Origin of the sequence: Pedobacter hiemivivus, from assembly GCF_005144565.1 — a bacterium.
Classification (GTDB): Bacteria; Bacteroidota; Bacteroidia; order Sphingobacteriales; family Sphingobacteriaceae; genus Pedobacter; species Pedobacter hiemivivus.
In genome coordinates this window covers 132531-153942 of sequence record NZ_SWDX01000013.1, presented here as the reverse complement: position 1 = coordinate 153942, position 21412 = coordinate 132531, and the positions used below count along the sequence as shown (strand labels likewise).

General features: G+C 38.4%; 19 protein-coding genes and 1 pseudogene. 7 read left to right on the top strand and 13 right to left on the bottom strand.

Annotation, left to right across the window (positions count from 1 at the left end; all coding sequences use genetic code 11):
- Window positions 1-219, top strand: a pseudogene (locus FBD94_RS26050) (hypothetical protein); the annotation flags it as partial.
- Window positions 220-309: 90 nt separating this feature from the next.
- On the opposite strand, the gene FBD94_RS23750 reads toward FBD94_RS26050, so the two are convergent.
- The 4 genes from FBD94_RS23750 to FBD94_RS23735 all read right to left on the bottom strand — a co-directional run bounded on the left by FBD94_RS23750 (window position 310) and on the right by FBD94_RS23735 (window position 4123).
- A complete protein-coding gene (locus tag FBD94_RS23750) occupies window positions 310-1695 on the bottom strand; it encodes a nucleoside permease (RefSeq protein ID WP_136882061.1) in 1386 nt (461 codons plus the stop codon).
- On the bottom strand, window positions 1685-2299 hold the full coding sequence (locus tag FBD94_RS23745) for a bifunctional nuclease family protein (RefSeq protein WP_131610571.1): 615 nt from the start codon (window positions 2297-2299) through the stop codon (window positions 1685-1687). Before FBD94_RS23745 ends, FBD94_RS23750 begins: the two co-directional genes overlap by 11 nt.
- A 71-nt stretch (window positions 2300-2370) precedes the next feature.
- Complete coding sequence (locus FBD94_RS23740) at window positions 2371-3342, bottom strand: electron transfer flavoprotein subunit alpha/FixB family protein (protein WP_136882060.1); 972 nt, start codon at window positions 3340-3342, stop codon at window positions 2371-2373.
- Between the two features lie 43 nt (window positions 3343-3385).
- Complete coding sequence (locus FBD94_RS23735) at window positions 3386-4123, bottom strand: electron transfer flavoprotein subunit beta/FixA family protein (protein ID WP_131610573.1); 738 nt, start codon at window positions 4121-4123, stop codon at window positions 3386-3388.
- A 90-nt stretch (window positions 4124-4213) separates the two neighbouring features.
- Here FBD94_RS23735 and FBD94_RS23730 point away from each other — a divergent pair, with 90 nt between their 5' ends.
- Window positions 4214-4549 carry a tetratricopeptide repeat protein gene (locus tag FBD94_RS23730; RefSeq protein WP_131610574.1) on the top strand — a complete coding sequence of 112 codons (336 nt, stop codon included), beginning with the start codon at window positions 4214-4216 and terminating at the stop codon, window positions 4547-4549.
- A 27-nt stretch (window positions 4550-4576) separates the two neighbouring features.
- A complete protein-coding gene (gene chrA / locus FBD94_RS23725; protein WP_136882059.1) occupies window positions 4577-5761 on the top strand; it encodes a chromate efflux transporter in 1185 nt (394 codons plus the stop codon).
- A gap of 4 nt (window positions 5762-5765) precedes the next feature.
- Here the strand turns inward: chrA and dnaB are convergent, their stop codons facing one another.
- A complete protein-coding gene (dnaB, locus tag FBD94_RS23720) occupies window positions 5766-7337 on the bottom strand; it encodes a replicative DNA helicase (RefSeq protein ID WP_131610576.1) in 1572 nt (523 codons plus the stop codon).
- A gap of 164 nt (window positions 7338-7501) precedes the next feature.
- On the opposite strand from dnaB, the gene rlmB reads away from it, so the two are divergent.
- Complete coding sequence (gene rlmB / locus FBD94_RS23715; protein ID WP_136882058.1) at window positions 7502-8266, top strand: 23S rRNA (guanosine(2251)-2'-O)-methyltransferase RlmB; 765 nt, start codon at window positions 7502-7504, stop codon at window positions 8264-8266.
- Between the two features lie 24 nt (window positions 8267-8290).
- Here the strand turns inward: rlmB and FBD94_RS23710 are convergent, their stop codons facing one another.
- From FBD94_RS23710 to FBD94_RS23700, 3 genes are all read right to left on the bottom strand, one after another.
- Entirely contained in the window at window positions 8291-9562 is a 1272-nt protein-coding gene (locus FBD94_RS23710; protein ID WP_131610578.1) for an Hsp70 family protein, read from the bottom strand.
- Between the two features lie 90 nt (window positions 9563-9652).
- The gene (locus tag FBD94_RS23705) at window positions 9653-10744 is read right to left on the bottom strand and encodes a mannose-1-phosphate guanylyltransferase (RefSeq protein ID WP_131610579.1); all 1092 of its coding nucleotides are present in this window, start codon (window positions 10742-10744) and stop codon (window positions 9653-9655) included.
- 15 nt (window positions 10745-10759) lie between these two features.
- Window positions 10760-11725: a KpsF/GutQ family sugar-phosphate isomerase gene (locus tag FBD94_RS23700; RefSeq protein WP_136882057.1), complete on the bottom strand. Its 966-nt coding sequence runs from the start codon at window positions 11723-11725 to the stop codon at window positions 10760-10762.
- A gap of 89 nt (window positions 11726-11814) precedes the next feature.
- Here FBD94_RS23700 and recQ point away from each other — a divergent pair, with 89 nt between their 5' ends.
- Both recQ and kdsA read left to right on the top strand, forming a co-directional pair.
- Window positions 11815-14004 carry a DNA helicase RecQ gene (gene recQ / locus FBD94_RS23695; protein WP_136882056.1) on the top strand — a complete coding sequence of 730 codons (2190 nt, stop codon included), beginning with the start codon at window positions 11815-11817 and terminating at the stop codon, window positions 14002-14004.
- Window positions 14005-14019: 15 nt separating this feature from the next.
- Window positions 14020-14835 carry a 3-deoxy-8-phosphooctulonate synthase gene (gene kdsA, locus FBD94_RS23690; protein ID WP_136882055.1) on the top strand — a complete coding sequence of 272 codons (816 nt, stop codon included), beginning with the start codon at window positions 14020-14022 and terminating at the stop codon, window positions 14833-14835.
- An 8-nt stretch (window positions 14836-14843) separates the two neighbouring features.
- On the opposite strand, the gene FBD94_RS23685 is transcribed toward kdsA, so the two are convergent.
- Together FBD94_RS23685 and FBD94_RS23680 are read right to left on the bottom strand one after the other, a co-directional pair.
- Window positions 14844-16739 carry an OmpA family protein gene (locus FBD94_RS23685; RefSeq protein WP_136882054.1) on the bottom strand — a complete coding sequence of 632 codons (1896 nt, stop codon included), beginning with the start codon at window positions 16737-16739 and terminating at the stop codon, window positions 14844-14846.
- 59 nt (window positions 16740-16798) lie between these two features.
- Window positions 16799-17422, bottom strand: a complete 624-nt coding sequence (locus FBD94_RS23680) for a 7-carboxy-7-deazaguanine synthase QueE (protein WP_136882053.1) — start codon at window positions 17420-17422, stop codon at window positions 16799-16801.
- 78 nt (window positions 17423-17500) lie between these two features.
- Between FBD94_RS23680 and FBD94_RS23675 the strand changes: the two genes are divergently transcribed.
- Window positions 17501-17842 carry a Rieske (2Fe-2S) protein gene (locus FBD94_RS23675; protein WP_131610585.1) on the top strand — a complete coding sequence of 114 codons (342 nt, stop codon included), beginning with the start codon at window positions 17501-17503 and terminating at the stop codon, window positions 17840-17842.
- Window positions 17843-17852: 10 nt separating this feature from the next.
- Here FBD94_RS23675 and FBD94_RS23670 read toward each other — a convergent pair whose 3' ends face one another.
- Genes FBD94_RS23670 through FBD94_RS23660 form a run of 3 tightly spaced genes read right to left on the bottom strand, consistent with a single transcriptional unit; the run spans window position 17853 to window position 21411 of the window.
- Entirely contained in the window at window positions 17853-18734 is an 882-nt protein-coding gene (locus tag FBD94_RS23670) for a bifunctional 5,10-methylenetetrahydrofolate dehydrogenase/5,10-methenyltetrahydrofolate cyclohydrolase (protein ID WP_136882052.1), read from the bottom strand.
- 55 nt (window positions 18735-18789) lie between these two features.
- Window positions 18790-20577: a translation elongation factor 4 gene (lepA, locus tag FBD94_RS23665; RefSeq protein ID WP_131610587.1), complete on the bottom strand. Its 1788-nt coding sequence runs from the start codon at window positions 20575-20577 to the stop codon at window positions 18790-18792.
- 30 nt (window positions 20578-20607) lie between these two features.
- Window positions 20608-21411, bottom strand: a complete 804-nt coding sequence (locus tag FBD94_RS23660; protein WP_169472395.1) for a nitrilase family protein — start codon at window positions 21409-21411, stop codon at window positions 20608-20610.
- Window position 21412 lies beyond the last annotated feature (1 nt).

Sequence of the window (21412 nt, the reverse complement as noted above, 5' to 3'; positions counted from 1 at the left end):
TACTGGGTTCAATGGAAACAGGTAAAAACTCGTGTTAAGCAGCTTGAGAAACTAGGGGTAAAACCCTATCAAGCCTATCAATGGGGAAATACTCGTAAAGGCTATTGGAGAACGGTGCATAGTCCGATCCTGACCAGGACGCTTAACAACGCATTTTTAAAGAAACAAGGGCTACTAAGTCTTAAAGAAATAGTAGCCCCTAAAGCTGTTTATGTTTAATGAACCGCCGTATGCCGAACGGCACGTACGGTGGTGTGAGGGGACAGGTAATCAAATAATGATTACCTTCCTACTCGATTCGATCGTCATCTAGTGTACGATTTCCTCTATGGCTTTTTCTTCTGCAAGATTATGCTTGTGTTTAAACATAATGGCAAATGCAACCGTAATGATCAGTGCGTATATGGTAAAAGAGAGCCAGATATGATGCCAGTTTTTTACATCTAAGGCACGGCTCAAATCACCGTTAGACAATACACTTATGCCTTTATTTTTTAGAAATGTAAGTAAGTGTTCATTTTTAGGATCTGAATTTACAACAGTGGCTAAGGATTGGATGTTGGTATAATGTTTAGTGAAGTACTTGTCGATCATCCAGCCGGATACAAGACTACCAAATACAGCACCGAATCCATTTGTCATCATCATAAACATTCCTTGCGCCGAAGAACGCGTCTTTGGGGTAGTAGAAGTTTCAACGAAAAGAGATCCGGAAATGTTAAAGAAGTCGAACGCCATTCCGTAAACAACACAAGAAAGTACAATCATCCATAAGTTGCCTGCAGGGTCGCCAAAGGCAAAGAAGCCGAAGCGCAGCACCCAGGCTAACATCGCAATAACAATCACTTTTTTAATACCAAAACGCTTTAGAAAGAAAGGAATTGCTAAAATAAATAAGGTTTCGGAAACCTGAGAAATGGACATGATGATGGTCGAATACTTGATTACAAACGAATCTGCATAGACAGGAAATAATTTGAATTCATCAAGAAATACATCACCATAAGCATTTGTTAACTGAAGGGCACCACCTAAAAACATTGAAAAGATGAAGAATAGTGCCATTTTATAGTTAGCAAACAGCTTGAAGGCTCCCAGTCCTAAAGTTTGTGCAAAGGATTTCTTTTCATCTATTAAGTTTTGAGGGCGGCATTTGGGTAAGGTGAATGCATATATTCCCAATCCAAGTGCAGCAAGACCAGCAATGTAAAATTGGTAAGCCGTAGCCTTATTTCCGGTTAGGTTGGTTGTCCACATGGCGACAATAAAGCCTATTGTACCCCATACCCTTATAGGTGGGAAATCCTTGATCACATCAAATGACCCAGATTTTAAGGTCGTATAAGATATAGAATTACTCAATGAAATGGTTGGCATGTAGAAGCACATAGCCAGTAGCATTACCCAAAAGAAGGTGTTGGGACTATCAACCTGGGGTATATAGAACAAAACTCCAGCGTATAGAATGTGAAGAATTCCATAAAGTACTTCAGCATTTACCCATTTGTCAGCAATAATACCTGTAAGCGTAGGCATAACAAGGGAAGCAAATCCCATTGTTGCAAATATGGCACCGAATTGTGTACCATCCCATTGTTTTGTCCCGAACCAATAATTTGCGATGGTGATGAGCCATGCTCCCCAAACGAAGAATTGTAAAAAACTCATTAAGGTTAAGCGAAACTTAACGTTCATTATTTCTCTTATTTATTTCATCTCGAATGCGGGCTGCTTTTTCATAGGCTTCTTCAGTTATTGCTTCTTGAAGTTTTTGATTTAGTTCTTCTAGGCTCAAGGATTTATAACTTGATGATGGAATGGATGAAATATCTTCTGTTCCCTGTTCTTTGGATAGACTGTCGATATTTTCAAGGAAAAGAAAGTCGTTTCCTTCTATAACTATACCTGCTGAGGAAAGAATAAATTCGTAGGTATAAATTTCTGCGTTGAAACGAACTGCTAATGCAATCGCATCAGAGGTTCGAGCATCGATTTCGTGGATGGTTTTGCCATCCGTACAAATTAGTTTGGCATAAAAGACCCCTTCAACTAAATTGTAGATTAAAATCTCCTGGATTTCAATATTGTAAATTTGAGCGAAGGTTTTAAACAGATCGTGGGTTAAGGGCCTGCTCGGGGTCATCTTTTCTATTTCTATGGCGATAGCCTGCGCTTCAAACGCACCAATTATAATTGGCAGGCGTCTTCGGCCATTTACTTCTCCCAGTACAAGGGCATAGGCTCCTGATTGGGTTTGGCTATATGATAAACCAACGATGTCTAGTTTTACTTTTTTCATTATATAGCGATGTCATGTTGAGCTTGTCGAAATATCAAGGGATAGCCCGACAAGCCCAGGATGACAAAATATTACCCTTTATGTGCTTTTAATGCTTCTATTAATTTTGGTACTACTTCAAATGCATCACCAACGATCCCATAATCAGCCACTTTAAAGAAAGGAGCCTCTGGATCTTTATTGATAACAACAATTACTTTTGATGAGCTAACACCGGCTAAATGCTGGATTGCTCCTGAAATACCAATTGCAATATACAAATTTGGACTGATGGCAATACCAGTTTGTCCTACGTGTTCTTCATGTGGTCTCCAGTCAGCGTCTGATACTGGTTTAGAGCAGGCTGTTGCTGCGCCTAATAAGGAAGCTAGCTCTTCTATCATTCCCCAGTTTTCAGGGCCTTTTAATCCTCTTCCTGCTGATACAACCAATTCTGCATCAGGTAATGATATTTTGTTAGTTGCTCTAATTACTTCTTTTACAATAGCAGCAAGGTCAGTTGACTTTACCTCCGGATTGAAGGCCTCTATTGTGGCATCGGTAACATTTTCTTTAGTACCAAAAGCATTAGGGTTAAGTGCGATTACTTTTATAGCTGAAGTTAATTCGGTGATGGCAAATGCTTTTCCGGAGAAGGCAGTTTTCTTAACCAGGAATTTTCCGCCGTCAAGCTGAGGCAATTCTACAGCACCATCAACCAAACCTGCTTCAAGTTTTACTGCAATACGTGGTCCTAAGCCCTTTCCTGAGAAAGAATTAGATAACACTACTACATCTGCATTTTCTTTTTTTGCGGCTTCAGCAATTACTGCTGCGTACGCCTGGTTTACGAAGTTTTTTAATCGATCGTTTGATACATTTAAAACTTTAGAAGCCCCGTATTTACCTAATTCTTTAAGTTCGTTCTCGCCAACATTGCCAATAGAAATGGCGGTTAAATTGCTACTTTGTTTATCTGCAATGGCTTTTGCATAAGAAACTGCTTCGAATACAGACTTCTTAAACTTACCATCTACTTGCTCTACATATACTAAAACTGACATAAGATCTTTTGTTAAATGATTTTTAAATTTGAAACAGAAATGGTTAGATTACTTTTGCTTCCTGGTGCAACAGGTCAATTAATTTAGTAGCATCTTCTGCTGGCACTAATTTAACTGCTCCACGTGGGGCAGGGGTTTCAAATTGTTGTACTTTACTAAGCTGAGCGATCTCTTTCGCTTCAACAACTTGTAAAGGTTTGGTACGTGCAGACATGATACCTCTCATGTTAGGTATTTTAGGTTCAGCTGTACCCTCAGCACAACTCGCAATAAACTTGCCAGTTACTGAAATAACTTCCTTACCGCCTTCAATTTCACGTTCAATTGTTGCAGTACTTCCGTCAAAGTCTAATTTTTTAATGATAGAGATAGAAGGGATGTTCAAAAACTCGCCAATCATTGCTGCTACTTGAGAGCCGTTGTAATCGATTGACTCACGTCCGCAAAGGATCACATCAAAATCACTGCTCTTAGCGTACTCAGCGATCTGATATGCAGTAAAATAGGCGTCTCTTGGTGCCGCATTGATTCTTACCGCATCATCAGCACCTATTGCCAATGCTTTTCTTATGGTTGGTTCTGTCGCAACTTCGCCTACATTGATTACAGTCACTGTACCTTTTCCACCTTCACATAGCTCAATTGCTCTTGACAAAGCGATTTCATCATAAGGGTTTACAATAAACTGTACTCCTGAAGTATTGAATTGTGTATTATCGTTAGTAAAAGTTATTTTTGTGGTCGTGTCGGGCACGTTACTGATACAAACTAATATTTTCATAGATTTATATATTTGATTGTTAAAGGTCAGGAAGTCGTAAGACTTCAAATTGTCTTTTTGCAAATCTAATTAAAAAAGCAGGGATTTAAAATGCAAAGTACCCGATTAGCAAAGTTATTGGAGTTTTTACAAAGTGATCCTAATGATCCATTCGTATTGTATGCGTTAGCTACAGAATATAATACTTCAAATGATACTGAAAAAGCACTTGATTATTATTTGAAGTTGATTACAGACCACCCGGATTATGTAGGTACCTATTATCATCTTGGTAAACTTTATCAAAAATTAGGACAGACAGAGCCAGCGCTTGACATCTATCAGAAAGGTATGGTGGCAGCAAGAAACAAAAGAGATATGCATGCCTTTTCTGAGCTTCAGGGCGCATACAATTCGGCAGCGGGTTTAGATTATGAAGATGATTAATTAAAGCAGGTGGGCAAAAAAAGGCAATTGTTATTTATCAGAAATGTAATCCTTTTTACTTTTACCGCTTTTGGGGGGGCGCAGGCACATTTAGCCCTTTTACTGAAGTATTTTGTAATAAACATCCGGTTTGTATCTGAAGAGGAGTTGCTTGAACTTAATGCTTTGGCTCAGGTATTACCCGGACCAGCGTCTACTCAAACGCTTGTAGGTGTTGCTTATAAGGTAGGCGGGTTAAAGCTTGCGATTGTTACTTTTTTGATCTGGATTATACCATCGGCAGCGATTATGACTTTCGCAGCAATTAGTTTTGCCCGGGTTGATCATAAGGAAGAGTTTGTTGAAATTTTAGAATATATACAGCCTATTGCGTTGGGAATTGTGGCTTATGGTGCATTTAACCTGGCAAAAAGGGTACTAGTATCGCAGCTTACTATTTTTTTAGCTATTTCCGCTGCTATTGTAACATTGGTTTTGAGAAATGCTTATGTATTTCCACTCGCCATATTGATGGGTGGAATGGTTTCTTCTGCTATTGGAACGCCTACTGAAGAGAGTAATATTAGATTGAAGCTTTTTTCGAATATTAATCCGAAAAAACTGACCTACTTTTTTGGTGTGTTGCTTTTTTTAGCTTTAATGGGTGCTATTATCAATAGAACTTCGCCCTTTAGTTTACCGATCAGGTTATTTGAGAATTTTTATCGTAATGGTATTGTGATTTTTGGGGGTGGGCAGGTGCTAGTTCCTTTGATGTTTACGGAATTTGTACAAATGAAGCAGTACTTAAGCTCTTCAGGTTTTTTATCTGGATTTGCTTTGCAGCAAGCTTTACCTGGACCTACATTTTCGTTTACCAGTTATGTAGGTGCATTAACTATGAGGAATTTCGGATTTGGTGTTACTGGTCAAGTCTTGGGAGGATTGGTAGGCGTGTTAGGGATTAACTTGCCAGGGCTAATCCTTGTTTTGTTTATCGTTCCATTTTGGGAAGACCTGAAAAAAATCACGCGCATTAAATACTCTTTAACTGGTATTAATGCGGTGAGTGTGGGATTTATTATTGCTGCATTTGTGTTATTGCTTGCGCCTGTAGGCTTAAATGCAATGGCAATAGGGGTAATGATCGTCACTTTTTTGGTGCTCAATTACACCAAAATAAGCCCACCTTTTATTGTGCTTGCAGGCATCCTTTTAGGGTACTTTTTGTAGTACACTAGAAAGGAGCATCATCATGCATGTCATCCATACGTGACGGCTTAATGATTACGTTTCCTGCTGGTCTATCAAAATCCTGTGAAGGGGCCATTCCGGCACTTGGACTGTCCATTGAGAATGAAGTTGGAGCCGCAAAGCTTTCTTCTAAATCGGCAAATTTCACATATTTACCAATAAAGCGAAGTGGTACGATACCCGTTTCACCGTTACGGTGTTTAGCGATAATAACCTCACCAACACCAGCTTGAGAACGTCCTTGCTCATCTTCGGTGATACCGTAGTATTCTGGCCTGTACAAGAAAAGTACCATATCCGCATCCTGCTCAATAGATCCCGATTCACGTAAATCTGATAGCATAGGCCTTTTTCCGTTTACACCTGGTCTACTCTCCACAGCACGACTTAGCTGAGATAGTGCCAGAACCGGTACGTTTAATTCTTTGGCTACAGATTTTAAAGCCCTTGAAATACTACCGATTTCCTGCTCCCTGTTTCCACCACCACTTTGTCCTTCACCTTTACCATGCATCAGCTGCAAATAATCGATGATGATCAACTGGATGTCATACTGAGCTTTTAATCTTCTGCATTTCGCCCTGAATTCAAAGATATTTAGGGCAGGGGTATCATCTATCAGGAGTGGAGCTTCTGTAAGTCCACCTATTTTACTGTGTAATTGTTGCCATTCCCATTCTGCAAGGTTTCCCTTTCTGATTTTTTCCTGTTCAATTTCTGCTTCTCCAGAAATCAAACGATTTACCAACTGCACAGAGGACATCTCCAAGGAGAATACTACTGCCGGACGGTGGAATTGAACAGCGGCATTTCTGGCGCAAGTTAATACAAAGGCTGTTTTACCCATCGCTGGACGGGCTGCAATGATTACCAAATCTGAAGGCTGCCATCCACCGGTAATACGGTCTAGGTCCGTAAAGCCAGAAGGTACACCTGTTAAACCATCGCTCTTGCCGCGAAGCTCTTCCAGGGTGGCTAAAGATTGTTTTACAATCTCATCCATTTTTTGTGTATCTCTTCTTAAGTTGTTTTGAGCAATATCAAATAAGCCCTTTTCGGCCTGATCTAGTAGGTCGAAAATATCAGTCGTATCTTCATAAGCATTCGTTATGATCTCTGATGAGATTCGGATCAGTTCTCTTTGAATATATTTTTGAGAAACAATCCTTGCGTGATACTCAATATTGGCTGCCGAAGCAACTCTGTTTGTAAGGTTGGTAATGAAATAAGCCCCACCAATCATTTCCAATAAACCTAGTGTACGTAACTCTGACGTAACCGTTAAAATATCTACTGGCTTTGATTTTTGGAAAAGTCCCTGAATGGCTTCGAAAATTTTCTTATGCGCTTCGTGATAAAACATCTCAGGCTTAAGAATATCAATAACGGTAGAGAGCGCGTCTTTTTCAAGCATTAAGGCTCCCAAAACAGCTTCTTCAAGGTCGGTAGCCTGAGGGGGTATTCTTCCTGCAGTGCTGATTGTATTACTCAATCTATTTTTTCGTGCACTAAAGCTTGCCTTATCTTGTCCTTGGGATGCGTGATCGTTACTCATGGGTACAAAATTATACAAAAAAAAAGTCGTTTGTGTAATTCTTTATACACATTTCGACATTCCTGAATATCCGCTTTGCAATACCGCTTCGATAAATTTTTGATTTTTGCTAACAAAACTATGTGGAAAAGAATACCTATTTTTGCGCTTCAATTTAATATTTAATGGAAAATTCCAGAAGACCTTCAAGACCTAAAGAAAATAATGAATTTGTATTTGGTATACGTGCTGTAATAGAGGCTATTAAAGCTGGGAAAGAAGTAGAAAGTATATACATACAACGCGGACTAACTGGTGAGCTAATTTTAGAGCTAAAGGCCTTATTAAAAGACACTGACATTCCGGTACATAATGTGCCGATTGAAAAGCTAAACCGGATGACTCAGAAGAATCATCAGGGTGTAATTGCAGTAATTTCTGCTATTACTTTTCAAAAAATTGAAGATATAATTCCAATGATCTATGAAAAAGGTGAAGTTCCTTTGATATTGATATTGGATGGGGTTACTGATGTGAGGAATATGGGGGCCATTGCGCGGACAGCTGCTTGTGCAGGGGTACATGCACTTATTGTGCCTTCGAAAAATTCGGCACAAATTAACGCCGATGCGATTAAGACTTCTGCTGGTGCTTTGTTTAGCATTCCGGTATGTAGACACCAAAATTTACATAAAGTAGCCTTGTATTTGCAGGATTGTGGTTTACAGATTGTAGCTTGTACTGAAAAAACAAACGATTTGATTTATGCGCCGGATTACACGGCTCCAACTGCAATTGTAATGGGAGCGGAAGATGAGGGTATCTCAAATGAGATCATGCGTATGGCTAATCACCTGGCTAAAATTCCAATGATAGGGGAGATTAGTTCTCTTAATGTATCTGTGTCGGCAGGAGTTATTCTTTATGAGGCCATCAGACAGCGGCAATAGCTGACTGATGACCTGTAAAGGTTTTTATTCTTCATCAAATAAATAACCGCTGTAAGCTAATCCTTTTGCAACACTCATAAAGTTGTCGCCAGTATGGATAGGGGTAGCTGGAAATCTAGCTTCAAATAAGTTTTTAACCGCACAAACCATCGAGGTTCCGCCAGTTAAAAACAAACTGTTGATCTCTTCTGGTTTAATGTTATTGGTAGACAGAAACTCTTCCAAATAGCGACTGATCTTCGTCAAGTCTTTTTCTATAATTGTTTCGTATTGATCAATAGTAACTTCCTCATCGATCTCTATTTCCATTTTCGAATACTTAAACGTTGATGAGGTTTGTTTAGATAACTCTATCTTCGTTTTCTCTATAGACTGAAATACAGAATAACCAAGGTTATTGTCCGTCAGGGTAATAAGATTTTTAAAGATTTTATCCTGCTTAGCATAATGATAATAGGTTTGCAGGTCATTTTTTATCTTTTGACCGTTAAAAAAGTTCATTTGCTCCCATGAGCAGATATTCGCAAATAGAGATACTGGTACTTTTAACATTTTTCCAGGCGCTGCTTCATACATGGTATGTTTCCCAAAATAAGGTGTTCCCTTTTCCCACATAAATGCAGAATCGAAGCTATCTCCACCGATATATATGCCCCCAGTGGCTATGATGTCTTTTCTGCGGTCTTTGCTGCCAATTTTAGCTGGATCTAATTCTAGATAGGTAAAGTCAGTTGTTCCGCCACCTAAATCGGCAACCAATACCTTTTCTTGCTTATTAATGGTTTTTTCATAAGCGAAGGCAGCACCTATAGGTTCAAACTGAAATCTTACCTCGTCGAAGCCTGCATTCTCTGCTGCCTTATTCAGTCTTTTTTGTGCTAAGGCATCTTTTGATGAGTTCTCATCATCAAAAAATACTGGTCTGCCTATAACGGCTTTACGGCAATCATAGCCGGTAATTAGGTCGGCTCTGCTTTTCAATTCTTTTAAGATTAGCGTAACCAGATCCGATGCATTAAATCTTTTGTTGTGAATACGGGTTTCAATAAAGCTGCTCCTTGGTAGGATACGTTTAATCGATTTCATGAAACGGCCTTTCATCCCATCACTCAGGTAGGAGGCAATAGCTTCTTCACCAACAACATATTTTAAGGCTTCGGCAGCAGGTTGTTCACTTTGGAAATATAAGATAGAGGGAACGATAATGGTGTCTACGATCTCTTTTTTTTCTTCATCGTAGATAGATAGGGCAGAATTGGTTGTTCCAAAATCAATTCCATATAAAAACTTACTCATTGTAAAGGCAAAATGTTTAAAGGTATTAAAAAAAGACATCCGGATCTGGTTTAGCCCGGATCCGGATGTCTATAAAATTAAGTTAGAAAACTAAATGTACTTTGTTCCAAATTTGGCTTTTACGTCAGCAACTACTTGTTTAATGGTTTGCTCTTCTGTTCTTGGGCAAATCATTAGTGTATTGTTAGACTCTACAACAATATAGTCATGCAGGCCTTGTAGGATAACCAATTTATTTTTAGGCACATTGACCATGCAGTTAGAGGAGTTGAACATCATCACATGTTGTGCAGGTATTACTGCATTTCCTACGTAATCATGTTCAGCAATGTCATATATTGATGCCCAGGTGCCTAAATCAGACCAGCCAAAGTCAGCAGGTAATACATAAACATTATCAGCTTTTTCCATAATTCCAAAGTCTATCGAAATATTGGTGCATTGCTGATAAGCATCGCTGATAAATTCTTTTTCACTTTCGGTATTATACATTGGATTTCCCTGCAAAAATATTTCGTGCATTTCGGGAAGATGTTTAGAGAAAGCTTTATTTATAGAGTTAGCAGACCATATAAAAATTCCTGCATTCCATAAAAAATCACCACTTTGTATAAACGATTTCGCCAGGTCAATATTAGGTTTCTCTGTGAAAATTTTTACTTTGTGGATTTGGTTATCAGTTTTTAAAGTGTTTTCTACATATTGAATATAACCATATCCTGTATCCGGTCTGCTGGGTTTAATACCTAAGGTAATCAGGCAGTCATTTTCTGATGCAGCTTTTAAAGATTGTTCTATTGCTGCTATAAAAGCATCCTGATTGGTTATGGTGTGATCAGAAGGGGCAACAACTATCGTAGCATCAGGATTAAGGCTGGCAATTTTCATGGAGCCGTAAGAGATGCATGGCGCAGTGTTACGCATGATTGGTTCTGCTAGAATCTGGTTTTCATTCAGATTTGGCAATTGCTCCTTAACGATACTGGTGTAGATTTCGTTGGTAACGACAAAAATATTCTCGGGTGGACATATTTTTAAAAAACGTTCGTAAGTACTCTGAATCAGTGTCTTTCCGACACCAAAGAAATCAATGAATTGCTTTGGAAAATCAGTTCTACTTACTGGCCAAAAACGGCTGCCAACTCCACCAGCCATTATTAATGCGTAATTATTTTTATTCATGCTAATTAGAAAGTGTTAAATTATGCCTTCTTGTAATAGATCGTGCAAATGTACGATACCAAAGTAATTTCCAGCATCAGTAACTAATAATTGAGTGATATTGTTTTCTTTTATAATCTCAAGTGCATGAATTGCTAATTGATCTTTCTCAATTCTTTTGGGATTTGGATTCATTAAGTCGCTCGCTTTTATATTGGTTAAATCTGAATGTTTTTGAAGCATCCTTCTGATGTCTCCATCTGTAATTATGCCTAAGATAACATCTTCCTCAACAACAACTACTGTACCTAAACGGTTTTGACTAATTTCTATGATGACATCTTTTACAGATGCATCAGGGCTAATAGATGGTTTTTGGTTTTTTACAGCTAGATCTCCAGTTCTTAAATATAGTTTTTTGCCTAACGAACCGCCTGGGTGATATTTAGCAAAATCCTGCTCATTGAAATCTCGTGAATGTAACAAACATATCGCAAGCGCATCGCCCATGGCGAGCTGAGCGGTTGTACTAGTCGTAGGAGCAAGGTTATGTGGACAAGCTTCCTTTTCAACATAGGTATTTAATACAAGATCAGCCTGTCTGGCTAACTCAGAGTTTAGCTGGCCGATCATGCCAATCATGATGTTACCAGATTGCTTAAGTAAGGGGGCAAGTACTTTTATTTCTGGTGTATTTCCACTTTTGGATATGCAGATCACAATGTCATTTTTTTGGATCATGCCGAGGTCGCCATGGACGGCATCTGCGGCATGCATAAAAATGGCTGGTGTGCCTGTAGAGTTAAAAGTTGCAACGATTTTTTGCGCAATAATGGCGCTTTTGCCAATTCCTGTGACGATCACACGGCCCTGACTTTCGATAATTAGGTTAACTGCCTTAACAAAATCATCATTTATGTTCTTAATTAAGCCTAAAATGGCCTCAGCTTCCAACTGTAACGTGCTGACACCAGCCTCGATAATAGATTTTTTACTTTTCAAACAGAATTAATTAGTATATTGATGCTTTGAATTAGTGCAAAATTATGTTATTTTGAAGTAAAAATAGCACTGAATATTTTATACACGAAATGGATGTGAAAAAGTCGTTGTTTGACAACTTACAAACCTTTTTTGGTTTTGACAATTTTAAGGGTGATCAGGAGTCAATTATAACCAATGTTCTTGAGAAGAAGAATACATTTGTGATCATGCCTACAGGTGGGGGAAAATCCATATGTTATCAGTTACCAGCATTGATGAATGAAGGAACTGCAATTGTTATATCCCCTTTAATCGCTTTGATGAAAAATCAGGTGGATCAACTGAGGGCTTTTGGTGGGAGTGATAGTATTGCACATTTCTTAAATTCGTCTTTAAATAAGACCGAAATTGCCCAGGTTAAAAGTGATTTATTAAGTGGACAGACCAAGTTACTGTATGTAGCTCCTGAGTCGCTTTCTAAACAGGATAATATTGATTTCCTTAGATTAATTAAAATATCTTTTGTAGCGGTAGATGAGGCTCACTGTATTTCCGAGTGGGGACATGATTTTAGACCTGAATACCGTAAGATTAGACAGGTAATCAGCGGTTTGGGTGATGATATTCCTATTATTGCACTAACTGCAACTGCTACTCCTAAGGTTCAACAGGATATCATTAAAAACCTTCAGATGAGTGATGCCACCTTGTTTAAGTCTTCATTTAACAGGCCTAACTTATTTTACGAGATCCGTCCCAAGCGTGACGTACTTAAAGAGATCATCAGGTACATTAAGTACAATACAGGGAAATCTGGTATCATCTATTGTTTAAGCCGTAAAAAGGTTGAAGAAGTTGCTGAATCATTAAACCTGAACGGGATAAAGGCTCTACCTTATCATGCTGGTCTGGAACCAAAAGTAAGAGCAGACACTCAAGATAAGTTCTTGATGGAAGATGTAGAAGTCATTGTAGCTACTATCGCTTTTGGAATGGGAATTGACAAACCGGATGTTCGTTTTGTAATCCACCATGATATTCCAAAAAGTATGGAAGGCTATTATCAGGAGACTGGTAGGGCTGGCAGAGATGGTGGTGAAGGCGTTTGTATTGCCTTTTACGCGCAGAAGGATGTAGATAAGCTGGCCAAGTTTATGAAAGATAAGCCGGTATCGGAACGAGAGATCGGCACACAAATACTAAAGGAGGTAATTGATTATGCTGAATCTGGCGTTTGCCGGAGAAAGCAAATTCTTCATTATTTTGGGGAGAACTTTAACGAAACCGGTTGTAATTGCATGTGTGACAACTGTAAAAAGCCTAAAAAGTTATTTGAAGCTGAGGAGTCGTTGCAAGTGCTTTTAAAACTGATCCAGAAAATAGGAGAGAAATTTGATGATACTCACATCATTAATGTCTTAATGGGATTAGAAACCGCGCAAACCATAGCTTACGAACATAGTAAGTTGCCTGAATTTGGCTTAGGTGTTGTTGAAGGCGAGAATTACTGGAAATCGTTGGTTAGACAAGCTGTATTAAATAACTTCCTTTCAAAGGATATTGACAATTACGGATTGCTAAGCTTAACCAACAATGGTCGTGGCTTCGTAGAAAATCCATACAGTCTTAAATTTATATTGAACGAGCCTATTGAGAGTGCCGCTGATGACGATGAGGATGATGTGAAGCATGGTACGGGGACTTTAGATACCCAGTTGCTGCAATTGCTGAAAGATCTACGTAAGAAAATAGCCAAGCAGAAAAATGTACCTCCGTTTGTTGTTTTTCAAGATCCATCATTAGAGGAGATGTGTACGCATTACCCGATTGCCATGGATGAGCTCAAACAAATTTCTGGTGTCGGTAACGGTAAGGCCCTAAAGTTTGGGGCACCATTTCTTGAGTTGATCAAGAAGTATGTTGAAGATAATGATATTGAACGTCCGATAGATTTAATCATTAAAACTCAGGCAAATAAATCGCAGTTAAAAGTATCCATCATTCAGAATATTGATAGAAAAATTGGGCTGGAAGATATTGCCAGAGCTAAAGGGATTACCTATGATGATATCTTAAAAGAGATTGAAGCCATTGTGAATTCTGGAACCAAATTGAACTTGAATTATTTTGTTGATGAAGTAATTGATGAAGATCGTCAGGATGAGGTATTTGATTATTTTCAATCGGCCGAAAATGATTCAATTGATGAGGCATTAAGAGAATTAGGTGAAACAGATTATTCACGTGAAGAGATACAGCTGATGCGTATTAAATTCATGTCCGAATTAGGTAATTAATAGTAAAAGATTATAATGATAAACCTTTCATTAGATAAATTAAAACATACAAACTCTGGTAATTTCTTTTTAATGGCTGGGCCATGTGCTATTGAAGGAGAAGATATGGCCATGCGAATTGCTGAGAAGATCATAACCATTACTGATGAGCTGGAAATTCCGTTTATTTTTAAAGGTTCATATCGTAAAGCAAATCGTTCTAAAGGTGGTTCTTTTACCGGTATTGGCGATGAAAAAGCGCTTAGAATACTAGAAAAAATAGGGCAGACTTTTAATGTACCTACAGTTACTGATATTCACGAAAGTGGAGAGGCGGCTATGGCAGCGGCATATGTCGATGTTTTGCAGATTCCCGCCTTTTTGTGTCGCCAAACAGATTTGCTAATTGCAGCTGCAAAGACCAATAAAGTGGTGAATGTGAAAAAAGGGCAATTCCTTTCTGCCGGCTCAATGAAGTTTGCTGTCGAAAAGATTGTAGAATCTGGAAATAATAGGATAATTCTTACCGACAGGGGGAACACTTTTGGTTATCAGGATTTAATCGTTGATTACCGTGGACTTCCTGAGATGCAGAGCTTTGGGGTTCCTGTAGTAATGGATTGTACGCACTCCTTACAACAGCCTAATCAAAGCTCTGGCGTTACAGGCGGTAAACCTGAATTGATTGAAACTATTGCAAAAGCAGCAATAGCCGTAGGAGCAGATGGGTTGTTTATTGAGACACATCCCGATCCTGCAAATGCTAAATCGGATGGTGCAAATATGCTTCATCTGGATTTACTGGAGCAATTATTAGTTAAATTAGTTAGAATAAGAAAAGCGGTTATTTAACCGCTTTTTTAGATTTTAGTAATGACAAAAGAGGTTCTTCTGTTTTGTTTTCTCTGTGTTTCTGTATCGTTAGGGGCAATTGGTTTGGTTTTTCCATAACCTTTAAACGTTAATCTTTCCCGATCAATTTCTGCTTCAATAAGGTAATCATAAACAGCTTTAGCACGTTGTAAAGATAGTTTTTCGTTCTGTTGGTCATTACCAATATTGTCGGTGTGGCCTTGAACTTCTATCTGCAGACTTGGATTGTTTTTGAGTAAATCTTTAAGCGTACTGAGTTCTGTTAAAGAGGCTGGTAAAAGTGCATACTCGTTGGTATTGAAGAAAATATTCTTTAACACCATGTTCTTTCCAGCTGTCAGCTTTTCAAGGGAGACCGTTACAAGGAAAGGTTTGTTCCCATAAGCACTGTCTAGCTGATAGTTTTCCGAGTAAAAAAGATAACCATTTGCAGTTACGTTAAAAGCATAATCTCCTCCAATAGGCATTACAGCCAGAAAGTCACCAGTTTCTTTAGAGGTCATGTCATTGTATGCTATTCTACCTGTTTTTAAATTGACTATTTGAACATTAGCCTCTAAAAATGCATTACTCACTTTGTCCGTTACAATTCCCTTTACATATGTAATCGGGAGTGGCTTTTTATTTTGAGGTATTTTAAACTGATAAATATCCATATCACCAAAACCACCCTTTAAATTAGAAGAAAACAAACCCGATGAACCATCCGGTGTAACAATTAAACCTGTCTCTTCATTAAAAGTATTAATAGGGTAGCCTAGGTTTTCTGGTTTTGACCATTTGCCATTTTCGTCGGCACGACTCATAAAAATATCCTTATTCCCCATTCCTGGCCACCCATCTGAAGAAAAGTATAATGTTTTTCCATCGGGATGAAGAAAAGGTGTGTGCTCATCGTAAGGTGTGTTAATTTCCGGACCTAGATTTTCGGGAACACTCCAGTAACCATCAGCTTTTAATGAACTTTTCCAAATGTCGTAACCACCCAGACCACCCGGCCTGTTGCTTACAAAATATAAAGTACCACCATCGGGACTGATAGCAGGTTGCGACTCCCAATATGGGGAATTAATTGGAGCACCCAGATTAAATGGCTCTCCCCATTCTTTCCCGCTTTTATGACTGACATAAATGTCGCAGCGACCTAGTCCATCTGGTCTGTTGCAGCCTGTGAAAAACAAGTATAAACCATCGGGTGTAATGGATTGGGCGCCTTCATTGTATTTTGATGTATTGATTTTGTCGCTTAGTGGAACTGGGCTGCCCCATGATTTATCCTTCAGTGCGGAAATAAAAAAATCTTCATTTCCTTCAATATTCCTACTAAAAATCAATTGAGTTCCATCGGCGGTGATAGAAGGAAAGTAATCACGATAAGTTGAATTGATTTCAGAACCTATATTTATTGGCTCATATTTTACGGGATGCTTCAATGCCTCAATGGCAAATTCACAATCTTTTAAATATTTTTTAGCCCTGTTCATAAAGTCGGGATCTGTACCCTTATAGGTTTTTATAAATTGGTTAATGTTTTTTAAGGCATTTTCGTAATCTCCGCTAAAAATTTCTGCCTCGGCAAAGCCATAATAAACCCTTGGTTCTGGATTGCCACCCAAAGCCAGTGCATTGGCGTAATTTTGTTTTGCTAGCTCATAAGATTTAAGCCTACGGTTGATATCAGCAAGTTGTATAAATGCGAACTGAAAACCAGGATCAGCTTTAACCGCTTCTTGAAGTAAGGTAATGGCCTGATCATAATTGTCGGCCCTAAGGAAGTCTTGCGCCTTATCATAATTAGTCTGTGCTTTTTTTACAGTAGAGGTTTGAGCACCAACAACTTGAATGATAAAACATAGGAAGAGTAAAAGCGTAGTTTTCTTCATCAATGCTACTAAATAGATTAACTATGATGCTAAATGTAGCGAAAAAATAAATAAGCGAGTTAAGGGATGTTTAAAAATTTATGGGTTTGTAATGAGATTTCCCATTTAGGATTAGCCATAACATAATCGATAATCAAAGGTGTGATTTCTTTTGATTTTGACCATTCAGGTTGCAAATATAGTTTGCACTGAGGTGAAACGGTCTCGGCGTATTTTTCAGCCCATTCAAAATCACTTTTATTAAATACGATTACTTTCAACTCATTAGCAAATGGAGTGATATCAGGACGAGGAGCTTTGAACTTTTTAGGGGATAAACAGATCCAATCCCATTCGCCCGAAAGAGGGTAGGCCCCAGATGTTTCAATAAAGGTTAATATCCCTTTTTTACGAAGTTCCTTTGTCAGGTAGTCCAGGTTATAAATTAATGGTTCACCACCAGTAATCACTACAGCTTTTCCAGGGAAGCTATCTGCTTTTGTAGCAATATCGTCAGATAAAGTAAGTGGATGTAACTCTGCATCCCAGCTTTCTTTTACATCACACCAGTGACAGCCGACGTCACAACCGCCTAAGCGGATAAAGTAAGCGGCTTTTCCGGTATTAAATCCTTCTCCCTGTATCGTGTAAAATTCTTCCATTAAAGGAAGTAGTGTGCCGTCTTCTGGTATTTGATGTGCCATATTTAAGAATTGCAAAGGTAAATAAATATCAATCAAAATGAGAATATATGTATCTTAAGCTCAATATATGACTGACCTATGAATAAATTGATTTGGCATAAAATTGATACAGGAATTGAGAAAGGGGAATTTGTTAAGCAAATTATTGTTGATGGAAAAAAACTATGCTTGGTAAGTCATAAGGATGAGTTTTTCGTTGTGCAAAATTATTGTCCTCATGCAGGAGGTGTTTTGAGTGGTGGTTGGTGCAAAAATGGATATTTGATTTGTCCAATTCATCGTTGGGAGTATAATTTACATACTGGCATGGGCGCAGAAGGACAGGGGGATTATATTGAGAAGTACCCTGTAGAAATAAAACCCGACGGGTTGTACGTCGGGTTTAAAAAAAGTTGGATTAAAAGGCTTTTTGGTAGTTAAATTAATCGCCTTAGCTATAAATTTCTCCTTTTGCAGAAGCTAGTGTGTTTTTAAGTAAACCTACAATAGTCATTAAGCCTACACCTCCGGGAACCGGAGTGATCCATGAAGATTTAGGGGCCACATTTTCAAAATCAACATCACCATATAGCTTGTAACCAGATTTAGTCTGATCTGAAGTCTCTCTGTTTATACCAACATCAATGATGATAGCACCTGGTTTCACCATATCAGCCGTTACGAAGTTCTTTTTGCCAATTGCTGCAACAATGATGTCAGCCTGTAGTGCCAATTCTTTTAAATTAGCAGTTTTACTATGTGTAAGCGTTACAGTACAGTTGCCTGGATTTGCATTACGTGCCATTAAAATACTCATTGGACTGCCAACAATATTGCTTCTGCCCACCACTACACAATGTTTACCCGTAGTGTCTATTTGGTAAGCTTGTAGCATTAGTAAGATACCATAAGGCGTAGCAGGAATAAAGCAAGGAAGATTACGCATCATTCTGCCTAAGTTCACAGGATGGAAACCATCTACATCTTTACGGTAATCTATTTTTTCAGTTACTTTTTCCGGATCGATATGTTTAGGCAACGGAAGTTGTACGATTAAGCCGTCAACACCTGCATCCTGATTGATCTCTTCAATTTTCTGTAGTAATTCCTCTTCTGTTACTGTAACGTCATATCTGATCAGCGAAGATTGGAATCCAACCTTTTCACAGTTTTTCATTTTACTAGCAACATAAGTTTCACTACCACCGTCATTACCAACTAAAATTGCTATCAGATGTGGTTTCCTACCACTCTTAGCTAAAAAATCTGCAGCTTCAACTGCTATTTCCTGTTTTATTTTTTCAGATGCGAATTTTCCGTCTAGTAATTGCATGTAGTGATCGTGTTGTTTTTTGGTTATAAATTTAGGTAAAGTTAAATGTAGGAGCTTAATCCAGTTTAAGTACCGCCATAAAGGCCGTTTGAGGAATTTCTACGTTTCCAACCTGACGCATACGTTTCTTTCCTTGTTTCTGTTTTTCAAGTAACTTACGCTTACGAGAAATATCTCCACCGTAACATTTGGCGGTAACATCTTTACGTAAAGCACTAAGCGTTTCGCGGGCAATAACTTTTGCACCAATAGATGCTTGTATCTTAATTTCGAATTGTTGACGAGGGATTAATTCTCTCAGTTTCTCACAAATTTTCTTTCCAAAATCGTAAGCATTACTACGGTGAATCAATGAAGATAAAGCATCCACAGGCTCTTCATTTAATAACACATCCAGTCTTACTAAATCCGACTTGCGATAACCAATCTGATGATAATCAAATGATGCATAACCTTTGGAAATCGTTTTTAATTTATCATAAAAGTCGAATACAATTTCACCCATTGGCATTTCAAAAACCAATTCTACCCGGTCTGATGTGAGGTAAGACTGATTTGCAATGATTCCCCTTTTCTGAATACAAAGTGACATTACCGGTCCAACAAATTCGGCTTTAGTAATGATATTTGCTTTTATAAAAGGTTCTTCCACCGAATCCAATTTACTTGGATCTGGTAAATCAGATGGATTGTTTACAATAACTTTATCGCCCTTGGTGGTGTATGCAATATAAGATACGTTGGGTACGGTTGTAATAACCGTCATGTCAAATTCACGCTCCAAACGTTCCTGGATAATCTCCATGTGCAACATGCCAAGGAATCCGCAACGGAAACCAAAACCTAATGCCGCAGAGCTTTCTGGTTCGAAAACGATAGAAGCATCATTCAATTGCAACTTGTGCATTGCCTCACGCAATTCTTCAAATTCGTCAGTATCAACAGGGTAAATACCAGCAAAAACCATTGGCTTAACCTCTTCAAAACCTTGAATTGACACCAATGATGGTCTATCAACGGTAGTAATTGTATCACCAACTTTTACCTCACGAGCTTCTTTGATCCCGGAAATAATATAACCTACATCACCAGTTTTAACAACTTTACGGGGCGACATATCCAGTTTCAGGATACCAACTTCGTCAGCTAAATATTGTTTACCAGTGTTTATGAATTTAACTTTGTCGCCCTTTTTAATTTCACCATTTACTACTTTATAGTAAGCGATGATTCCTCTGAAAGGGTTAAAAACTGAATCGAAAATTAGGGCTTGTAAAGGTGCATCAGGGTCACCCACAGGAGCAGGGACACGATCTACAATAGCCTGAATGATATCTGGAATACCAAGCCCCGTTTTACCCGATGCTGGAATAATATCTTCACGTTTACATCCTATTAAATCAATAATCTGGTCTTTCACTTCCTCAGGCATTGCCCCAGGTAAATCCATCTTATTTAAAATTGGGATAATTTCAAGGTCGTGCTCTAATGCTAAGTATAAGTTTGAAATTGTTTGCGCCTGAATTCCCTGAGAGGCATCAACAATAAGCAAGGCACCTTCGCACGCTGCGATAGAACGCGAAACTTCGTAAGAAAAATCTACGTGTCCAGGTGTATCAATCAGGTTGAAATTGTATTCAATTTCACCAACCTTGTAATTCATTTGTATGGCGTGGCTTTTTATTGTGATCCCACGCTCACGTTCTAAATCCATATTGTCAAGCAACTGAGCTTGAGACTCACGTTGAGAAATGGTATTAGTGTATTCTAATAGACGGTCAGCTAAAGTGCTTTTTCCGTGATCAATATGTGCAATTATGCAAAAATTACGTATGTGCTTCATCAGTGGCGCAAATATAGCATTTTGCCTTGATTATACGATATTAAACTGATCAGCATCTTTTAAGAAAGGGAAACTTCTACGGGTTTTTACCAATTCTTCGTAGCCAATGCTAAAAGTGTACAGGTCCTCATCCTCGGGTTTATAATAAACGGTTTTGCCCATTGGATCAATACACATAGAGTGCCCACTATGATAAACCTCTTTGCCATCATGGCCAATCCTATTGGCTGCAATTACATAGCTTTGGTTTTCAATTGCTCTGGCGGGAATTAGTGCCTTCCAGTGTGCTGATCGCTTATCAGGCCAGCTGGCGATTAACAATAAGATGTCGTATTCTTCATTTTGATTACGTAACCAAACCGGAAAACGAAGGTCGTAACAGATTGCTAAACGTATTTTCCAACCCTTTAATTCCACGATAACTTTATCTTTTCCTGGAGTATATGTTTTATCTTCATCACCCAATCCAAATAAGTGCCTTTTGTCATAGTGACTGGAATCGCCGTTTGGCAGCATCCAGATCAGGCGGTTATAATAATTCCCATTTTCTTTAATGATCAGACTTCCGGTAACTACGCAATCATATTTATTGGCTATTGAGTGCATCCATTGCATAGTTTTTCCATTCATTTCTTCTGCAAGTTCGGCGGCATTCATGCTGAAGCCTGTGTTGAACATTTCAGGTAAAACAATTAGATCCGTTTTTTCCTTTACACCAGATGATAGTCTTAAAGTAAGGTTTTGCAGGTTTTTATCAATATTTTCCCAGAACAGGTATGCCTGAAAAATAGTAACTTTAAGGTTATTTATGTTTAAGTAATTTGGGCTATCCATT